Origin of the sequence: Rufibacter hautae (genome assembly GCF_008271695.1) — a bacterium.
GTDB lineage: Bacteria > Bacteroidota > Bacteroidia > Cytophagales > Hymenobacteraceae > Nibribacter > Nibribacter hautae.
The window spans coordinates 347,225-365,922 of record NZ_VKKY01000003.1; the positions used below are offsets into that span (position 1 = coordinate 347,225).

An 18,698-nucleotide genomic window follows, 5' to 3' on the forward strand; every position below is an offset into this window, starting at 1 on the left:
GAAACATGACCTATAGAATTTTCACCTTCCTTTGCCTGGGGCTTATGATGAGCTGTGCTGCCACCGGTAGTACTTCCTCTTCAACGAGCAACGGCAACGGTTCCGCCTCTTCCGGCAGCAGCCGGTCAGACGGGAAAAAGGGAGAAGGCACGGCTACTTTGGTAGACACCAAGAAATACCGGCCCTCCTTCCCGGCGGCTCCGGCAGGTGCCGCAGAACCCATGGCCCCGCCCGCACCCACAAACCACGTAGGTCAGCAGGTAAGTCTGCTCATGGACAGTGTGGCACAGGTGAACCGCAACATCAAGTACGCCGCAGGCTACCGTATTCTGGCCTACACCGGCATTGAGCGAAAAGCCGCCATGGACTTGCGCAACAACATTGTGCGAAGACTGCCTGAGGAGAAAGATTACCTTACCTACAAGCAGCCTACCTATGTGCTTAAGATTGGCGATTTCTTTACCCGCGTAGAGGCCCAGGCCGCCCTGAACAAGATCCAAGATCTGCTGCCTAATGCTCTGCTGGTGCAGGAAACCATCAACATTCCCAAATAAGACATTACACCGTCTGGTTTTTATATCCGCCGTTTAGGCTTGTTTTTAGAAAACAGGCGCTAAACGGCGGATTTTTTTGTGCTTGCTTGCCTGCTGTCAAGCCCCCTTCGGCAGCAGATGGAAGAGTTGGCCTGTACGGCACCCCAAAGGAGACAGAGAGCTTTGTGCCTTGTGCAAAGGGGGGTGATGTGGAGTTGCGTCTGACTGCTGAAAAGCTTGTATAAAAGCCTTTCTTAAGGTAATACATCCGAGTAAATACGGAGTGTTCTACTTGTGTTTTGCGGGGGGGGGGGGGGTAGAACTACGGAAAATAAAGGGAAGACTACCTAATTAGCTCAGGGGAGTTAAAAAATTAAAAGAGAGCTTTGTAGTTTTAAGTAAGAGCATTGTGTAATGGATAAACAGGACCTGATCTTACTTCATCTTTTTGCGAAAGTGCGGGGGTATCGGGAGCCTGAGGACCACCCCGTCTCTTCCGCCCAGGTAGCCTTGGAAAACCACCTATCGGTAGAGCAAACCTTGGATCTTTGCTATGACCTTGCCCAGGAAGGCTTTGTCGCCATCAGTCCTTTGAGCATCCCGCCTTTGGTTTATCTTACCTTAACAGGCCTAGCCAGGGTAAGAAGATTAGAAGCCGATCTTGGCTTTTTAAGTCATAAATCGGCTTCCTAACCGCCAGCGAGCTTTGCATCAAAAGCACATCTCCTTTCCAGACGATACATCGCGCATGGCGGTTCCTTAGAGTGAACTTGCTTGAAGGAAGAGCGTGAAGCAGGGGAGAACCTTACCGAATCCAAATTCTGGAAACTTGCACGAAAATGGTGAACGTAAAGCGTGCCGTTTAGGGACTGTTTTCTGTAACCAGGCCCTAAACGGCAATCTCGGTTTATAGCCGTACCTTTGCCCTAGTCGTTTGCCTTTTACTATGCAAGAACTTACAAACCAAATACAGGACCTCGCCCGGAAATACGCGTCACAAACGGTGGCTACCCGTCATCACCTGCACCAGAATCCCGAGCTGTCTTTCCAGGAATTTGAGACCTCGGCCTACGTGTTCCGGAAACTGCAGGAGTACGGGCTGGAGCCAGAACGGGTAACCGAAACCGGGGTAGTGGCGCTGGTCAAAGGCCGCAACCCCGAGAAAGCCACCACCGCCCTTCGCGCCGATTTAGACGCCCTGCCCATTCTGGAAACCAACGAGGTGGAATATAAAAGCCGCAACGAAGGCGTGATGCATGCTTGCGGCCACGATGTGCATACCTCCTCGCTGTTGACCACGGCCCGCATTCTGCAGGAACTGCGCCATGCGTTTGAAGGCACTGTGAAGCTCATTTTCCAGCCGGGCGAGGAGAAGTTTCCGGGTGGCGCGTCTTTGATGATCAAGGAAGGCGTGCTGCAGAACCCGGCGCCGCTGAGCATTATGGGGCAGCACGTATTCCCGTTTCTGCCCGCGGGCAAGGTTGGTTTCCGCTCCGGCATGTACATGGCCTCAGCCGATGAAATCTACATCACCGTGAAAGGCAAAGGCGGCCACGGGGGCCTGCCCGAGCAACTGGTAGACCCGGTTCTGATCTCGGCGCACTTGTTGGTAGCCTTGCAGCAGATCGTCAGCCGGCGGGCCAATCCCAAGGTGCCATCCGTACTGTCTTTTGGGAAAGTCATTGCCAACGGCGCCACCAACGTGATTCCGGGCGAAGTGCACATAGAAGGTACCTTCCGGACCATGGACGAAACCTGGCGCGCCGAGGCTAAACAGAAAATCAAGAAACTGGCCGAGGGGCTGTGCGAAAGCATGGGTGGTTCCTGCGAGATCAACATCATGGACGGCTATCCTTTCCTCAAAAACGATCCCGCGCTGGTAGCTCGCGCCCGCGCCGCCGCCGAAGCCTACCTGGGCCTAGAGAACGTAGAAGACCTGGACATGTGGATGGCGGCCGAAGACTTCGCTTACTACTCTCAACAAACCGATGCCTGCTTCTATCGCCTGGGCACCCGAAATGAGGAGCGAGGCATCACCTCCGGCGTACACACGCCCACTTTCAATATTGACGAAGCTGCGCTGGAAGTAGGCAGCGGGCTTATGGCTTGGCTTGCTATTAGTGAGCTACAAGCATTGACGGCTCAGTTGTAAGCATTTATGAAGAGTCTTCTGTTTAGAGCCTGCTTTTGGAAAAATAGGTTCTAAACAGAAGACTTTTGTTTTAGCTATTATTGGGTATGAGCCAATTTGGTAAGCCCTACTTTGTCAGAACTCTGTTCCTCTTTGAAGGGGTTAGGGAATGACAGATGTAAGGGGTATTAGATTCTTTTCTTCTCTTCAATTCTCTTTTTCTTCTCTTTCTCTGGTTCAAGTTTTCAACTTGGACCTACCATGGCCTGCAGTTTGCAACTGCAGTGAGGCGCTAGCCTCAAAACTACTCTGTCGGATTTACCTTCTACTCCCTTCCTTACAACCTTTTAGTTGCAGTCGCGGCCTGCGGGCGTTTGTCACTTTTCTCCTTGATGAGAAAAGTAACCAAAAGAATCAAGAAGCCTCAAACTCGCTGACGCTCGGACAGTGAGGCTTCAGTCAAGGTACCACCTGGCTAAAGCCTTCTGTTTCATAGTTCTCGTAGGCCATTACTGTTTGAACTGTTCTTCCGTGCGGCAGGCCGTGCCTCGGCCTCACTGTAGGCCTTCGTCCCGGCCCGCCGCAGGAAAAGATTATCATGTCATCTTGCTGAATGATGGGGCTGCTTTCAAGGGTGTCCACAAGAGGTACTCCTATATAATCCTTGCTGTTCTCTTTCACCGCAGTTGGTGTTGTAACCAATAACCTGAACTGTAGTCAGTAACCAACTGACGCATTCTGGAACTCCCCTCTTGGGATGGGTAGGGGTGGGTTCCTGTTTCAAGCCGCTAATTAGAAAATAAGCCTTAAACTACTGAAAGTAATAAGTGTCTATTGCTACAAACGTTGGTTATACTTCTCTGATAAAGAGTTAGAGCAATGACCAACTTGCCATTGTAAAAGCATATTTTAAGACAATATGTCTTAACGATTGAAATACATTCTCTTATATTAAGACATAATGACTTGTTTTGGCCTTGTTTTACGGTTGGTACAGAATTTATGAATAGGTAAGTATCCAACTAGAATTTAAAACCTAAGAAATAAAGACAATGACAACTGTAAAACAACATCCGGTATTGCAAGGCAGAGCGCCACAGACGTTCAGCAGCTTGTTAGACACCTTTTTTCAGGACACTGTGACCAACCGTCGGGTGCAGGGTTTCACGCCGGCCGTTGACCTGTGGGAAACTGAGAAGTCCTATGAGGTGGAACTGGCCCTGCCAGGTGTGACCAAAGAGAACATCAACGTGGAGTTTGAGGAAGGCGTGTTGCGCGTGAGCGGCGAGCGTACGTTCAAGAAAGAAAACCAGGAGCAGAAGTACCACCGCGTGGAGAACCTGTACGGCAAGTTCAGACGCTCTTTCCAATTGCCAGAGCACATTGATGCCGCTGCAATAGATGCCCAATTTGAAAACGGAGTGCTGCACATTTCCGTACCTAAAGTAGAAGAGAAAGTGGTGAAGCACCAGATTTCTGTGAAGTAACCAAACGTTAAGAAGATGTTAAAAAGGCGCTTTCTGGCGCCTTTTTGGCGTAGTCTTTGTTTACATGATAATACTTGTTTTGTTATTTTAGCGTTACGCACGTACAAAAGAAACAAGACTGCCCATTACCTTAAGAAAAGAGATACTTTTCAATTTATTAACCTATATAGCTGACCAATAAATATGAAAACGAAACAGCTAATGTTGGGGCTGATGCTCTCTGCTATGGTAGGTGGAGGCGTAGCCGTTGGAAGTTACAAACTGTTGGACGATGACGCCCCTGTGAACGGGCAGCAGTTGCCCAATACCAACGTGAGGTATACCAGTGCCATGCGCACCTCAGATGTGGTGGTACCGGAAGGCCTCAATTTCGTGACCTCGGCTGAGTTGGTGACTCCGGCGGTGGTACACGTGACGACAGAGTACAAAGTGCAGGCGCGCCGCGGACCAAGTGCCAGCGAGATGCACCCTTTCTTCCGCGATTTCTTCGGAGATGACTTTGAAGGATATCAGCGCCAGCAGCAAGGCCCGGCCATGGGCTCCGGTTCTGGGGTGATCATTGCCTCTAACGGATACGTGGTGACCAATAACCACGTGATTGACCGCGCCGATAAAATCCAGGTGATTCTGGACGATAAGCGTACGTATGAGGCCACTCTGGTAGGTACGGATCCAAACACAGACATCGCCCTGCTGAAGATCAACGCTGACAATTTGCCTGCCCTGCGCTACGGCAACTCTGACAACGTGAAAGTGGGCGAGTGGGTGCTGGCCGTAGGGAACCCCTTCAACCTGAACTCAACCGTGACCGCTGGTATCGTGAGCGCCAAAGGCCGAAACGTTGGTATTCTGCAAGGTGCCGGTAACATGAGCGTGGAGTCGTTCATCCAGACCGATGCCGCCGTGAACCCAGGTAACAGTGGGGGAGCTTTGGTAAACCTGAACGGTGACCTGATTGGGATCAACACCGCCATTGCGTCTCAGACCGGTTCTTTCGCCGGTTATTCCTTCGCGGTGCCTTCTTCTATTGTGAGCAAAGTGGTGGATGACCTTCTCAAGTTTGGGGAAGTGCAGCGTGCTTTGCTAGGGGTGCAGATGCAGGAAGTTGACTCCGATCTGGCCAAAGAGAAAAGCCTGAAAACCCTGAACGGGGTGTACGTGGCCGGTTTCTCTGAAAGCAGCGCCGCCAAATCTGCCGGTATTGAGCAAGGAGACGTGATCACTGAGATTAACGGCGTGAAAGTGAACACCGGTGCTCAGTTACAAGAGCAGGTGACCCGCTATCGTCCTGGCGATAAGATCAAGGTGACGTACCTGCGTGGTGGCAGCAACAAAACTGCCAACGTAACCCTACGTAACGCCAGCGGCAGCACCGAGATCGTGAAGCGTGACCCTAACTCCAAAAAGGCCATGACCATTGACGGGGCCAAGTTTGAGGCAGCCAGCAAGCAGGAATTGAACAAACTGGATATACCGGGTGGAGTTAAAATCACTGGAGTGGAGGAAAGTGCTTTCGCCGAGACTGGTATGAAAGACGGTTTCATCATCACCAGCATTGACAAAGCGCCTACCAACGCGCCTCAGGACGTAGACAAAGTGCTGAAAGGCACCCGTCGCGGCGGACTCCTCATTGAAGGGGTTTACCCAGATGGCCGTCGTGCTTACTACGCCTTGGGTCGCTAATTTTGACCTGTTTTGAGAAATATAAGCCCTAAACGGCTCTTGCAAAGCTCCTGCCCTGTGGCAGGAGCTTTTTTGTTTTTTATGTTGGCAGAAAGGGCTATACTAGGGCCTTATTCCCCAAATTAGTAGTTAACCAGAACCTATATGCAGACCGAGACCACGCTCCAGACCGATATCACCGATATTCTAACCCAATTAGGTATCCAGGACACCAACCCCGCCTACAGCACCGGGCTGAATTGGGGTGGCGAGAACAACGCAGAGACCCGCACCATCCACTCGCCCACCAACGGGAAGACCATCGCTACGGTGAACATGGCTTCTGAGGCAGACTATGAGCAGGTAGTGACCACTGCGCAGCAGGCGTTTCTGGAGTGGCGTACCTGGCCATCGCCCAAGCGCGGCGAGGTGGTGCGCCAGATAGGCCTTAAACTGCGCGAGTACAAAGAGCCATTGGGCAAGCTGGTGAGCTACGAGATGGGCAAGATCCTGCAGGAAGGTTTGGGCGAAGTACAGGAGATGATTGACATCTGCGATTTCGCGGTGGGCTTGTCACGGCAGCTGCACGGGTACACCATGCACTCAGAGCGACCCACGCACCGCATGTATGAGCAGTACCATCCGCTGGGCGTAGTGGGCGTGATCTCGGCGTTCAACTTCCCGGTGGCGGTTTGGAGCTGGAACGCCATGCTAGCCACTATCTGCGGCGATGTAGTGGTCTGGAAACCATCAGAGAAAACCCCGTTAACGGCCGTGGCCTGTCAGCACATCATCAAAGAGGTGCTGGAGCAGAACCAGGTGCCCGAGGGTGTCTTCAACATCATTATCGGCGATGCCATAGTGGGCAGCAAAATGGCGCATGATGAGCGTCTGCCATTGATCTCAGCTACGGGTTCTACCCGCATGGGCAAGAAAGTGGGCGAGGCCGTGGGTCGGCGTTTAGGGCGTTCTTTACTGGAATTAGGCGGAAACAACGCCATCATCATCACGCCTAACGCTGACCTGGAAATGGCCATCCGGGCGGTGGTATTCGGGGCGGTAGGTACCTGCGGTCAGCGGTGCACCTCTACCCGGCGCCTTATCATCCATGACAGCATCTATGACGAAGTGAAAGAGCGTTTGCTCAAAGTATATCCCAATCTACCCATCGGGGATCCGCTGAAAGACGGCATTCTGGTGGGGCCGCTTATTGACAAAGACGCTACTACGGCTTTCCTAGACGCGCTGGAGAAAGTGCAGCAGGAAGGCGGTAATCTGCTCATCGGCGGGTCTGTGCTGGAGGGGGAGGAATACGCCACCGGTACCTACGTGACCCCGGCCATTGTGGAAGCCGAGCACCATTACCATACCGTGCAGGAAGAAACCTTCGCGCCCATTCTGTACCTCATCAAGTACACCGGAGATGTGAACAATGCCATTGACATCCAGAACGGCGTGCGCCAGGGACTTTCCTCATCCATTTTCTCTTCTAACCTGCTGGAAACCGAGGCCTTCCTGAGCCATTGGGGTTCTGACTGCGGCATCGCCAACGTGAACATCGGGACGTCAGGGGCCGAGATTGGCGGGGCGTTCGGGGGTGAGAAAGACACCGGCGGCGGGCGTGAGTCCGGCTCTGATGCATGGCGTTTTTACATGCGCAGACAAACCAACACCATCAATTTCGGACGTGAGCTGCCGCTGGCCCAGGGCATTAAGTTTGACTTGTAAGCAGACTAATAAAGGCCGCCATGCAGGCGTTCTGGAGGAGAAGGACAAAGGTGTTGGGGTGGTTTCCTGTCAGGAGGAAGCGTAAAACTGTGATTGCGTTCACCTGTTATACTAATAGCATCAAAAAACAACCCTCATGGATACCACCCTTAAAAGAGCAAGAAGGCAAGGGATTGCCTATGCGCTCAGGGCAAAGCTGGTCACCGAGGTGGCCATTGCCGTGCTCTTCTTCACCTTTATGCTGGCGGTGACCAGCTCGGTCCAGATGTTCTGGGACATTGTCACCTACCTGGGAACGGCAAACGTGCTCATCTTTATCTTTTCCAGCCTGTTGTTCGCTTTCCTAGTGGGCAGAAAAGCCGGCGTGAAAATCTTGCAGCGGAAAAAGAAGTACGCCTGGGTAGGCGTCTTCTCCAGCCTGAAGGTGGTGCTGTTCTCCACGTTGATCTGCTGCCTGGCCGCGCTGCTGTTGCAGGCGGCCGCGGGTCCGGTAGAGAAAGGTTGGCTCCTGAACTATATCATGAAGCCTTTTGCCTGGGTGGCCGTACTTTGCCTTGTTCCCGTGTCCATCGCCGGATTATGGTACGGCTACAAACTGAAAAGTAAACTATAATTGTAATGACCAAACCCAAAGTCCTGATTCTGGTGGCGGGCGCCGCCCTGCTCTTTCTTATCCCCAAACTGCTGTCTGCCCAAATCACAGACAAGAATAGTATTGTCGCCAAGGGCGCTCAGGTAGAGAAACTGGGCGATGGTTACTCCTTTACCGAGGGGCCGGCCGTGGACCGGGAAGGCAACGTGTACTTCACAGACCAGCCCAACAACAGAATACACAAATGGTCGGCCAGTACGGGGAAGGTCAGTCTGTTCACAGACCAAGCAGGGCGGGCCAACGGGATGTATTTTGACCAGAAAGGCAACCTCGTCGCGGCCGCCGATATGGACAACCAGCTTTGGTCCTTTGACCAGGCCGGGAAGCCTACGGTGCTGGTGAAGGATTACCAAGGCAAAAAACTTAACGGACCCAACGACCTTTGGATTGCCCCCTCGGGTGCCATGTACCTCACCGATCCCCTGTACAAAAGGGATTACTGGACCCGGAACCCTGAGCGCCAGCAGGATGGAGAGCACCTGTACTACCTGAGCCCTGACAGAAAGAAATTCTATCCGGTAGACACAACGCTGGTAAAACCCAACGGCATTGTAGGTACCCCCGATGGGAAAAAGCTCTACGTAGCAGACATTGAAGCCAACAAAACCTACGTGTACACCATCAACAAAGACGGCTCCCTCACGGGCAAAAAGCTGTTCGCGGACATGGGATCTGATGGTATGACCCTAGACCAGCAGGGGAATGTGTACCTCACCGGCAAAGGCGTCACCGTGTTTGACAAAGAAGGCCGCCAGATTGCGCACATCCCTATCCAGGAGAACTGGACCGCCAACGTGGTATTCGGCGGCAAAGATCGGTCTACGCTGTTCATCACCGCCATGGGATCGGTGTACGGCCTGAAAATGAAGGTGAAAGGCATCTGACCCTGGTCGCTGTTTATGGCCTATTTTAGCTAAAAGGATTCTAAAACCCAGACTTGGGCAGATGGTTGCCATATCCTCATAATTGATGTGAAAACAGAAAGGCCCGAACCGTTTTAGAATGGCTCGGGCCTTCCTGTTTTAGGGCTGTTTTGCAGAAATCGACTGAGAAACGGATTGGCGGGGTTTTCATACCTCAGGCAGAATGCCTATCTTTTCTCAGGCACCAACCGCTGGCTTATGACAACCGCTTCTACTGCTCCCTTCCGTCACCTGATCACCAATCCTGTGAAGCTGAAGCTGTTTCTGCTCAAGAACCTGCCCATGGCGTATCTGGCGGGCATCAGGATCAAACGGCTCACGGAGGAGGAGGCGCAGGTAACCATCGGGTACAAGTATTTGACCAAAAATCCGTTCAGGTCTATCTACTTCGCCTGTCTGAGTATGGCAGCCGAGATGGCCTCTGGGGTGCTAAGCATGATGTACCTGCACGGGGCCCAGCCCTCAGTGTCTATGCTGGTGGTAGGCCTGGAGGCTGATTTCAGCAAGAAAGCGGTGGGCACCATCACCTTTACCTGCCATGACGGCGAGGCTATTGCCGCGGCTGTGAGAAGCGCCCAAACGTCCGGGCAGAGCCACAATGTCCAGGCCCTGAGCATTGGCCGGAACGAGCAAGGCGAGGAAGTGGCCCGTTTCCGGATTACCTGGTCCTACAAAGCCAGAAGCTCTAGAGGTTAGCTTTTCTTGCTCGTTTTCTTCAGGAATTCTTTGATGGTCTTCTGGAACTGGGCGTTCTGCTCTAGGTAAATCACGTGGCCGCCCGGCATAGAGGCCGTCGTCTGGTTCGGGAAATGGAAACTCTTGTAGTGTTCCGGCCCGATAGAGAAATCCTGCTCACCTGAGATCACCAGCACCGGCATCTTCAGATGGCGGGTCACTTCGGTGAAATCCTGGAAATACTCTGGGTAGTTCATCCAAGCCTGCCCGAAGCTGTAATTGGGCGGACGTTTGGCGTCTTCCTCGTTCATTTTCTTCAGGCCCTCGGCGGTGGTGTACATAAGCTGGTGGTACTTGTCTTTCTCGTTCAGGGCCTGGATCATCATCATGAACCGGTCAATCACGGGTTTGTTCTGGTCCAGGAACGGGGCGGGGTTCTCGGGTTTCAGGATCTCCAGGCCTTTGTCTATCTGCACCTGCGCCGAGTAGTTCAGGTTCAGGGTGGCGTTCAGGAGAATCATGCGGGAAATAGTTTGCGGGTAGTAGTAGGCGTACTCGGTGGCCAGGATTCCGCCGAAAGAGTGGGCCAGCACCGTCCACTGTTGAAAGCCAAGCTGTTGGCGTACCTCCTCAAAGTCCTGTACCGTGCGTTGCAGGCTGTAATTGCCCTCGGGCGCTTTCCCGGACCGGCCGCTGCCGCGCTGGTCTACATACACCATCTGCAGAGAATCCTCCAGGGTATTCACGCCCAGCACCTCAAAAGAGTGGCTCCAGGCACCGGGTCCGCCGTGGATGAAAAGGCACGGCCGCCCTTTGCCGGCTACTTTCACATACAGCTCCGTGCCGTCGCTCATGGTCAGGCGCATCTCGCGGGGCGCGGCAGCGTGGGAGGCGGTAGGCGTTTTCTGGGCGAAAGTTGAAAAAGCGGGGCTAAACAGCAGCAGGAGCATCAAAAAAGGACGCAATGGTTTCATGGGTTTCTATTTTTTGGGCAAAATTGAGAAATAAAATGAAAAATTAAAGGTTATTTGATAAACAGGATTTTTTTGGAGCAAGGTGCAACCCTTGGGCTTTTGCCTAGTCTTTAGAGTAGAAGTTTGGAACAGGAGAGAGCCAGTAGGCTCAATGAAAAGTGTTGGTGTTGTTCCGGGTTGCTGTTACTGAAATTACCGTCATGATGAGCATTAAAAGGTAACAATTTGGAGACGCTGGAATACACCGACGTTAACGCGCACGTGGTGGCCCGCTGTAAGGAGGGCGATCGCAAGGCACAGTATGAACTGTACAAACTCTACAGTAAGTCCATGTTCAACGTGGCCATGCGCATTACTAATGACTATACCGAGGCAGAGGATGTCTTGCAGGAATCGTTTCTGAGCGCGTTCAGGGAACTGCATACCTTCAAGGGAGACTCCACCTTTGGCAGTTGGCTAAAGCGCATTGTCATCAACAAGTCCATCACTAAAGTGCGCAGCCGGCGCCTGCAAGTGGTGCCCATGGAAGACCATCAGGACTTCGCCGACGAAGGCCCTGAGGTGGACCAGGAAGACCTGGAGTACAAAGTGGAGAGCATCAAGAAAGCCATTCAGTCGCTGCCGGACGGCTACCGCGTGGTGCTCACGCTGTATCTCCTGGAGGGATATGACCATGGCGAGATTGCCGACATATTGAGTATCAGCGAGGCCACGTCTAAATCGCAGTACAGCCGGGCCCGCAAGAAACTGCTGGAACTTATTCAAGAGCAGTCGTTTTTTAGCTGAAAAAGTAAAAACCGCCCTAAACGGGCACCATTTAAATACGAGTACAAAGCGCAACAGCCATGAAAGATAGATTAAAAGATTTTGTACAGGCCCACCGAGAGGAGTTTGACTCTTTTGCCCCCCGACCGGATCTGTGGCAGGACATTGCCGCAGAATTGCAGCAGGAGGAGAAAAAGCCGGTCATCCCCATTGAGACAGAACAAGAGGCCAAAGTAATTTCCATCAACTGGCACACCGCCTGGCGCTACGCCGCCGCCGTAGCCCTGCTGGTAATGGTGGCCTTCTCGGCCCGCTACTATATGAACACCCAAGGAGCCTCAGAGGCCGTTGCCACTACCCAACCGGTGCCGCTGGATAAAATAGCCCCAGAGCTGCGCCAGATAGAAACCAAGTACGTGCGGGTGATTGAGAAGAAGAAGTCTGAGCTAAAAGCCATGGGTGCCGGCCAGGTGCGGTTCGCGGAGTTGGACTCAGCCTACAACGAGCTCAAAAAAGAACTCTACACCACGCCTAACAAAGAAGTGCTTCTGCAAGCCATGAGCGATAACCTTAAAATGAGAATCGCGCTGCTGAACCAACAACTGGAAGTACTTGAAAACAGAAGTAACGTAAAAGCCCCAGCGCGTCATGAAACAACCAATATCTAAACTAGTATCACTTTTCTGCTTTTGCCTCGCGCTTGGGACCGCCCAGGGGCAGACCCCGCGCGCGTCTGCGTCCTGCAAAGAAGTTTTGAAAGAGGAGATTAGGGTGGACGTGGCCCCGCAGGTGCAGCAGGCCCTGACCTCGCTGCAGGTGACAGAGGCGTTGGCAGAACTACCCCAGGTTTCTCCCTGTGAGGTGAAACTAGAGAAGATAGACCTGGAGCACCTGTCCTTGCCTTCCTTCCACTTGGACCAGATGAACCAGGTGCTCATAGACACGCCGCAAGGCCCCACAGAACAAATCACCCCGGAACAGCCCACCCCAGATTTGCAGGGAGCCTATGCCTACACCAAGATCAAGAAAGTGGAGCGTTCCTTCAAGGTGGGCCGGTCAGACAAGCTCAACATTGAAAACCAGTTTGGGCGGGTAGATGTACAAACCTGGAGCAGAAACGAGATCGCCGTGGAGGTGACCGTGGTGGCCCGCGCCATGACCGAGGAGAAAGCCCAGGAGATCCTGAACAAGATCAACATTCGGGTGAACGAGGATTTGGGCAACAACCTGCTGTCTTTTGTGACGGAGCGTGAGCCCATGCAGATCAGGTCCAGCAGCGAGAAGGCTTTTGAGATCAACTACCTGGTGAAAATGCCCAAAGGCAACCCGCTGCGCATCGCCAATAAATACGGCCTGGTGCAGATGCCCGACTTTGACGGCCCCACCGATCTGGAGGTGCAGTACGGCAAACTCACCACCGGCAGCCTCAACAACCCCAAGAACCGGATAACGGTGACCTACAGTGGCGGCGAGTGCCAGCTGGCCTACGTGAAAGGCGGCGACCTGCTGTTCAAATACTCCCACATGCGCCTGCTAGGCGCCGATGACATCAACACCGTCACCGCCTACAGCAGCATCACCATTGACAAGGTAGACATGCTCACCATGGCCAGCCGCTATGACTCCCGCTTCCACATAGGCAGCGCCGGACAAATCACCGGCACGGGCAGCTACTCAGGCATCAAGATCGGGAGCCTGCGGGAATCGGCGAGCCTTAACGTGAAGTACTGCTCGGGCTTCGAGATCAACAACGTGTCGTCCAATTTCCGGAAACTGGAACTGACGGGTGGCTACACCGGCATGGCCCTGGGCTTCGCCGATAACTCGGCCTTCAACTTTGAGGTAGACACCCAGTACGGCAGTTTCAAGCTTGACCAGGATCTGGCCAACTTCAGCCTGAAGGAGGTGCGCAACACCTCCAGCACCTACAAAGGCAAGTACGGGAAGTCGGCATCGCCCAAAGGCACGGTGAACGTCACCAGCAAATACGGCAGCATCGCTTTCAACTAAAAGCACCAGCATTTGATCATGGGGGGAGCGGACCTAAACAGGTCCGCTTCTTTTTTGCCCTGTTTTTGCCTTATTTTAGGGAAACACGGCTTAAAACAGAAAACCATGGACAAGACACCGCCCGTAATCATACACGCTTCCCAGGCCCCCGAACCGGTAGGGCTTTACCCGCACGCAAGGAAGGTGGGCAACCTGTTGTTCCTCTCAGGCGTGGGACCCCGCGAGAAAGGCGTGAAGCAGATCCCCGGCGTGACGCTGGACGAGGCCGGAAACATCACCAGCTATGACATAGAAGCCCAGTGCCACTCGGTGTTCAAGAACGTGCGCACCATATTGGAGGAAGCCGGCTCGGCTTGGGAGAACCTAGTGGACGTGACCGTGTTCCTCACCAACATGAAAGCGGACTTCCAGACCTACAACCGCCTCTATGCCCAGTATTTCCAGGACAGCCAGCCCTGCCGCACCACCGTGGAGGTAAACGCGCTGCCCACCCCCATTGCCATCGAACTCAAGTGCATCGCCACTATTTGATTGTTTGTTTTCAGTTCGATTTCCGGATAACAGCCATAAAGCGACACAACTGCAAACGCTGGCGCGAGCCTCCAGCTCGTGTCCGCACGTATTCCCGAAAGGAAAATCGCAAGCCCAATCTCTTGTCCTCCTGAAAGGACCTTATGGGCCAACTGTATGACAGGAAATTCACTGCTTACTAGTTCGCCCACAAGATCTTTCCAAGATGACAGAAGAGGAAGAGGCGGCCTTTAGGTGCTAGGAACCGCCGAGGTTCGGACTAAACGGGAATTTTGGGATAGTTTCCTAAAGGACGATGGGTGTAAAATAGAACCCCAACCTCATTGCTAATTGTTGGCTTTTGGCAGGCAATATTCTGGCGGTTTTCGCTTTCTGAGTATAGGTTTTCCCTTTTCAAGGCCGGTTTCTAAAAAACAGCCCTGAAACAATAAATACTGGAAGCAGTTTCCTATTTTGCCTGGGTAGTTAGACGCGTGTCTAACTGCAGGAAAGAACCTATGGCGGTTCTTTGATGATCTGAAGTGATTTTTAATGATACAACATTCTCCAGAAGCGTTGTTCACCCAGCGTGAGCAGCACTTTTTAGCCGCCGAGGAACGGCAAGCCACCAAATACCGCTGGGTTGGGTGGCTCAGGCTGTCTTTTTTTGTGGGATCGGTGCTGGGTTGCGCGGTGCTGTTTTACTACGGGCACAACGGCGCCGGTCTGGGCCTGCTCTTTGGCGGGTACTTCATCTTTGCGGCGCTCATCTACTGGCACAACAAAATTGAATACGCCCGCAAGCACCAGCTCTACCTGGGTCTCATCAACAGAAAGGAAAATGAGCGCCTGCGCGGCGAACTGACCGGTTTCCCGGCGGGGGAGGAGTTTCAGGAGCCTAACCATTTCTACACCGCGGATTTGGACGTGTTCGGGGAGAATTCGCTTTTCCAGCTTTTAAACCGGGCCGTGACACGTTTAGGGCAGCAACGCCTGGCAGAGTGGCTGAAAGGGCCCGCCTCAGCAGAGGAGATTTTAGCACGCCAGGAGGCGGTAGCCGAGCTGCAGCCTGATTTGGAGTGGCGCCAGAATCTGCAGGCCCGGGCCATGCACCACCACCGTAAAACCCAGCAACTGCCGCAGCCTTTCCTGCAGTGGCTCAAGAGCCCTAACTTTTTCGCCGGTAAACCCTGGCTAGTGGTGCTGACGTTTCTGTTGCCTTTACTCACCATTGCCGCCGCTGTTTACTGGGGGCAGGGATACTCGCATTACCCATTTATTGGCTTAGTGGTGGTGCAGTTTCTAGTAGCCTACAAGTTCTCGCGCCAGCGCGATGAATACTATGAGGAGAGCACCGGCATGTATGAGACGCTGCGCAGTTACACAGACCTGCTGGTGCACATTGAAGGACGCAGCTTCCAAAGCAAGAAAGCGCTGGCTCTGCAGCAACAGCTCAAGATTGGGGAACAGCAGGCCTCAGAGCACGTGCGGAAGCTGGCCTCCATTATCCAGTTTCTCTCGGCGCGGCTCAATACCTATCTCAATTTCATCCTGAACCACATGCTCATGTGGGATTTTATCTGGATGTGGCGCCTGGAGCGCTGGAAGAAAACCATGTCCGGGAACATCGGGCAGGTGCTTAACGCCGCCGCTGAGTTTGAGGCGCTCGCCAGTTTGGCCGCTTTCCAGTATGCTAACCCAGATTTCGCGGTTCCCCAGATCAGTGGGCAGCCCTTTGAGTTCTGCGCCGATGACCTGAGCCATCCGCTTATTTTCAGCACGGGCCGTCGGGCCAACAGCATTTCCTTCAAAGGCGCTGGCAATACGGTGCTGATCACGGGTTCCAACATGTCTGGCAAGAGTACGTTTCTGCGGGCAGTGGGCGTGAACATGGTGCTGGCGTTTACCGGTGCGGCCGTCTGCGCCAGAAAGGTGACAGTTTTCCCGGGTCAGGTGTACACCAGCATGCGCACCGAGGACAACCTGGCGGAGAACACTTCTTCTTTTTACGCCGAACTCAAGCGCCTCAAAATCCTGCTGGACCTCACGCGCGCAGACCAGCCCGTGTACTTCTTCCTGGACGAGATCCTGAAAGGTACCAACTCCCATGACCGCCACCAGGGCGCCATGGCCTTGATCAGGCAGTTACACCAGCGGAAGGCGGCGGGCTTCGTGTCTACCCATGATCTGGAGCTGGGCAATATGGAGCAGGAACTGCCGGGCTCAGTGCAGAATTTCAGCTTCAACAGCTATTTTGAAGATGGCCAACTGCGGTTCGATTATACCCTGCGGCCCGGCATCTGCCAGAGCTTCAATGCCAGCCAACTCATGCGCCAGATGGGCATTGAACTGTAGTTTCAGGCATTTTTTAGAAAATCAGGACCAAAACAGACCAATGCTTTCCCGCTTTTGAAAAGTACATTGAGAGATGCCGGTCAGGAGAGAAATGAGTTGCTTAACCAGCGAATTCTTAAACTTGGGGTAACCGATTTGAAATCCTGGCGGTTACCTTTACGTACAGTACTTTTGAATTGAATTAACCTTTCTTTTACCATTTGCCCATGCGCGTAGTAGCTGACATTCCCCACCCCGACATCAAAATCACCTTACTGGCCTGGAACGGAAAATACCTGCTTAAACTGGAGTTAGGCCCTTTTGAGCAAACCTACAAAGTAAGTGAGATGGAGGTGACCGGCGGCGATGACGAAGTGAAAACCTGGCTGGATGAGGAGTTTCTGCAGGGTAGCATAGAACTGTTCCTCGCCATGCGGAAGAACCTGCATGAGGCGCGCCGTCGGCATGACTAATTGGAATATTTCTCGTACTTCTACGCTATTTTCTGCGGAAACCCATGAAAATACGTTGGATGGTTTGCAATTTCCAAACACGTCCGCTAAATTCAATTACAGACAGACAACGACTTAGGTATGATTTTCAACCCAAGCGCCACTAAGTAGCGTGTAGTCCCCTAGCGCCATGAAGATAGGATTCAGCAAAAATATCAAGATCTCCTATCGGGCGGATATGCAAACGGTCATCATCCGTTGGCAGCAGCCTGTCACCTTCACTGAGTTCAAAATGAACTGCCTGGCCATCCTCTCCATGGCCAAAGAGCATGAGGCATCCTCCTGGCTGCTTGACTGTCGCTCCAAGGGCGAGATGTCGCAGAAGGAAAGCGACTGGCTCAGCTTTGAGTTTTACCCCAAGGTTCTGGAACAGGTTTCTTCCCACGTGTTGGTGGCCTGGCTTTTGGCGCCACGTCAGATGCAACGGCTGCAGGAAGGGACCACGCTGTCAGCCATCACCTCAGACTCCTCTGATGTGTCTCGGAAAGCTTTCCTCACCGAGAACGAGGCCGTGAAATGGCTGGAGGAATCGGTGGCGCAGATGGTGCACCGGAACAGTTCCCGAAGATAAACCTGTTCTGTTTACGGGCTGTTTTTGGAAAATCCTTCTCTTTTCTTGAAAGTCAGGGTGCCTTTGTGTGCCCGTAGAGGGTACGTTGAAGCCTAATCTCTGGCAATAAAATACCCTGGAGATTCCTGCATGCAGAAACCTCCAGGGTATTTCTTATTCCACCAAGTTCAGGTTTGTTTAATCGGCGAAAGAGGGGTAGAGTGTCATGCCGCCGTCTACGTACAAGGTGGCGCCAGTAATGTAATCTGCCTCGTCAGACACGAGCCAGGCCGCTACGCGCGCAATATCGTCTGGCTCGCCAATGCGGCCATACGGGATTTGCGAGAGCATTTTCTGTTCGCCTTCCTTGCTTTCCCATTCCTCGCGGTTAATATCGGTTTTAATAGCGCCCGGCGAGATGCTGTTCACCCTGATCTGCTGCGGAGCCAATTCCTGGGCCAGCGTTTTCATCATCATGGCCACGCCCCCTTTAGAGGTAGCATAGTTCACGTGCCCCGCCCACGGAATAATGTCATGCACGGAGCTCACGAAGATGATTTTGCCGGCGGCCCTTGAAATATCCTTTCTGATGCCCTGGGCGATGAACTCACGGGCAGCGGCGCGGGCGCAGAGGAAAGGGCCGGTCAGGTTGGTACCGATCACTTTCTGCCACTCTTCCATGGTCATGTCCACCAGCGCCGCGTCTTTCTGGATACCGGCATTGTTCACCAGGATGTCTATGGTCCCGAAGGCTTCTTTGGCGGCCTTGAACATGGCTTCCACCTCCTGTTCCTGTGCGACATCGGCTTTCACTACCAGCGCTTTTCCGCCGGCGGCCTCAATCTGCTCTTTGGTGGCTTGGGCGCCTTCCTCGTCAGAGTGGTAGTTCACCACCACGCTGGCGCCGTGCTGCCCCAACCTGATGGCAATGCCCTGCCCAATCCCGGAGCTGGCCCCGGTCACTATCGCCACCTGATTCTGTAAACGTTTTTGACTTGCTGCTTCCATAGCTGAGTTTTAGAGTTATGCCTTCTCAGATACTATCTCTCAGGAGTAAATGTTGTGCTTGCCTGGGTGACTGGTGGGAGAGAGGCGGTAAATGAGGAAGTAGCGGCTTGGATGACGTGAGCTAGCTTAGGTCTATGGGAAAATGGTGCTTGGCTGCAAAATGCACTGATAACAGACTTGGAAAGCGTAGTTCAGTGCCTAGGATGATGACAAATGAGTAAAACGGTAGATTATAAATGGAAGA

18 protein-coding genes are annotated in these 18,698 nt (G+C 53.0%); 16 read left to right on the top strand and 2 right to left on the bottom strand.

What is annotated here, in order from left to right; all coding sequences use genetic code 11:
* Window positions 1-5 precede the first annotated feature (5 nt).
* From FOA19_RS17915 to FOA19_RS17955, 9 genes are all read left to right on the top strand, one after another.
* Window positions 6-554 (top strand): sporulation protein, encoded by a 549-nt coding sequence (locus FOA19_RS17915; protein ID WP_149092220.1) that lies wholly within the window; start codon window positions 6-8, stop codon window positions 552-554.
* A gap of 393 nt (window positions 555-947) precedes the next feature.
* On the top strand, window positions 948-1,226 hold the full coding sequence (locus FOA19_RS17920) for a hypothetical protein (RefSeq protein WP_149092221.1): 279 nt from the start codon (window positions 948-950) through the stop codon (window positions 1,224-1,226).
* Window positions 1,227-1,479: 253 nt separating this feature from the next.
* Window positions 1,480-2,685, top strand: coding sequence for a M20 metallopeptidase family protein (locus FOA19_RS17925; RefSeq protein ID WP_149092222.1), 1,206 nt, complete (start codon window positions 1,480-1,482; stop codon window positions 2,683-2,685).
* Between the two features lie 1,031 nt (window positions 2,686-3,716).
* Window positions 3,717-4,151 carry an Hsp20/alpha crystallin family protein gene (locus FOA19_RS17930; protein WP_149092223.1) on the top strand — a complete coding sequence of 145 codons (435 nt, stop codon included), beginning with the start codon at window positions 3,717-3,719 and terminating at the stop codon, window positions 4,149-4,151.
* Window positions 4,152-4,334: 183 nt separating this feature from the next.
* On the top strand, window positions 4,335-5,834 hold the full coding sequence (locus FOA19_RS17935) for a Do family serine endopeptidase (RefSeq protein WP_149092224.1): 1,500 nt from the start codon (window positions 4,335-4,337) through the stop codon (window positions 5,832-5,834).
* Window positions 5,835-5,978: 144 nt separating this feature from the next.
* A complete protein-coding gene (amaB, locus tag FOA19_RS17940) occupies window positions 5,979-7,541 on the top strand; it encodes an L-piperidine-6-carboxylate dehydrogenase (protein ID WP_149092225.1) in 1,563 nt (520 codons plus the stop codon).
* Between the two features lie 136 nt (window positions 7,542-7,677).
* Window positions 7,678-8,154: a hypothetical protein gene (locus FOA19_RS17945; protein ID WP_149092226.1), complete on the top strand. Its 477-nt coding sequence runs from the start codon at window positions 7,678-7,680 to the stop codon at window positions 8,152-8,154.
* A gap of 5 nt (window positions 8,155-8,159) precedes the next feature.
* Complete coding sequence (locus tag FOA19_RS17950) at window positions 8,160-9,077, top strand: SMP-30/gluconolactonase/LRE family protein (protein ID WP_149092227.1); 918 nt, start codon at window positions 8,160-8,162, stop codon at window positions 9,075-9,077.
* Between the two features lie 237 nt (window positions 9,078-9,314).
* A complete protein-coding gene (locus tag FOA19_RS17955) occupies window positions 9,315-9,812 on the top strand; it encodes a DUF4442 domain-containing protein (RefSeq protein WP_149092228.1) in 498 nt (165 codons plus the stop codon).
* On the opposite strand, the gene FOA19_RS17960 is transcribed toward FOA19_RS17955, so the two are convergent.
* The gene (locus FOA19_RS17960; RefSeq protein WP_149092229.1) at window positions 9,809-10,765 is read right to left on the bottom strand and encodes an alpha/beta fold hydrolase; all 957 of its coding nucleotides are present in this window, start codon (window positions 10,763-10,765) and stop codon (window positions 9,809-9,811) included. The genes FOA19_RS17955 and FOA19_RS17960 overlap by 4 nt on opposite strands.
* A gap of 225 nt (window positions 10,766-10,990) precedes the next feature.
* Here FOA19_RS17960 and FOA19_RS17965 point away from each other — a divergent pair, with 225 nt between their 5' ends.
* From FOA19_RS17965 to FOA19_RS17995, 7 genes are all read left to right on the top strand, one after another.
* Window positions 10,991-11,551 carry an RNA polymerase sigma factor gene (locus FOA19_RS17965; protein ID WP_149092230.1) on the top strand — a complete coding sequence of 187 codons (561 nt, stop codon included), beginning with the start codon at window positions 10,991-10,993 and terminating at the stop codon, window positions 11,549-11,551.
* Window positions 11,552-11,610: 59 nt separating this feature from the next.
* A complete protein-coding gene (locus FOA19_RS17970; RefSeq protein ID WP_149092231.1) occupies window positions 11,611-12,198 on the top strand; it encodes an anti-sigma factor in 588 nt (195 codons plus the stop codon).
* Entirely contained in the window at window positions 12,179-13,540 is a 1,362-nt protein-coding gene (locus FOA19_RS17975) for a hypothetical protein (protein ID WP_149092232.1), read from the top strand. Before FOA19_RS17970 ends, FOA19_RS17975 begins: the two co-directional genes overlap by 20 nt.
* A 105-nt stretch (window positions 13,541-13,645) precedes the next feature.
* Window positions 13,646-14,071 carry a RidA family protein gene (locus FOA19_RS17980; RefSeq protein ID WP_149092233.1) on the top strand — a complete coding sequence of 142 codons (426 nt, stop codon included), beginning with the start codon at window positions 13,646-13,648 and terminating at the stop codon, window positions 14,069-14,071.
* A gap of 531 nt (window positions 14,072-14,602) precedes the next feature.
* Window positions 14,603-16,405 (top strand): MutS-related protein, encoded by a 1,803-nt coding sequence (locus FOA19_RS17985; protein WP_149092234.1) that lies wholly within the window; start codon window positions 14,603-14,605, stop codon window positions 16,403-16,405.
* 206 nt (window positions 16,406-16,611) lie between these two features.
* Window positions 16,612-16,857 (top strand): hypothetical protein, encoded by a 246-nt coding sequence (locus FOA19_RS17990; RefSeq protein WP_149092235.1) that lies wholly within the window; start codon window positions 16,612-16,614, stop codon window positions 16,855-16,857.
* Between the two features lie 169 nt (window positions 16,858-17,026).
* Window positions 17,027-17,467, top strand: coding sequence for a hypothetical protein (locus tag FOA19_RS17995; protein WP_149092236.1), 441 nt, complete (start codon window positions 17,027-17,029; stop codon window positions 17,465-17,467).
* Window positions 17,468-17,644: 177 nt separating this feature from the next.
* Here the strand turns inward: FOA19_RS17995 and FOA19_RS18000 are convergent, their stop codons facing one another.
* On the bottom strand, window positions 17,645-18,454 hold the full coding sequence (locus tag FOA19_RS18000) for an SDR family oxidoreductase (RefSeq protein ID WP_149092237.1): 810 nt from the start codon (window positions 18,452-18,454) through the stop codon (window positions 17,645-17,647).
* Window positions 18,455-18,698 lie beyond the last annotated feature (244 nt).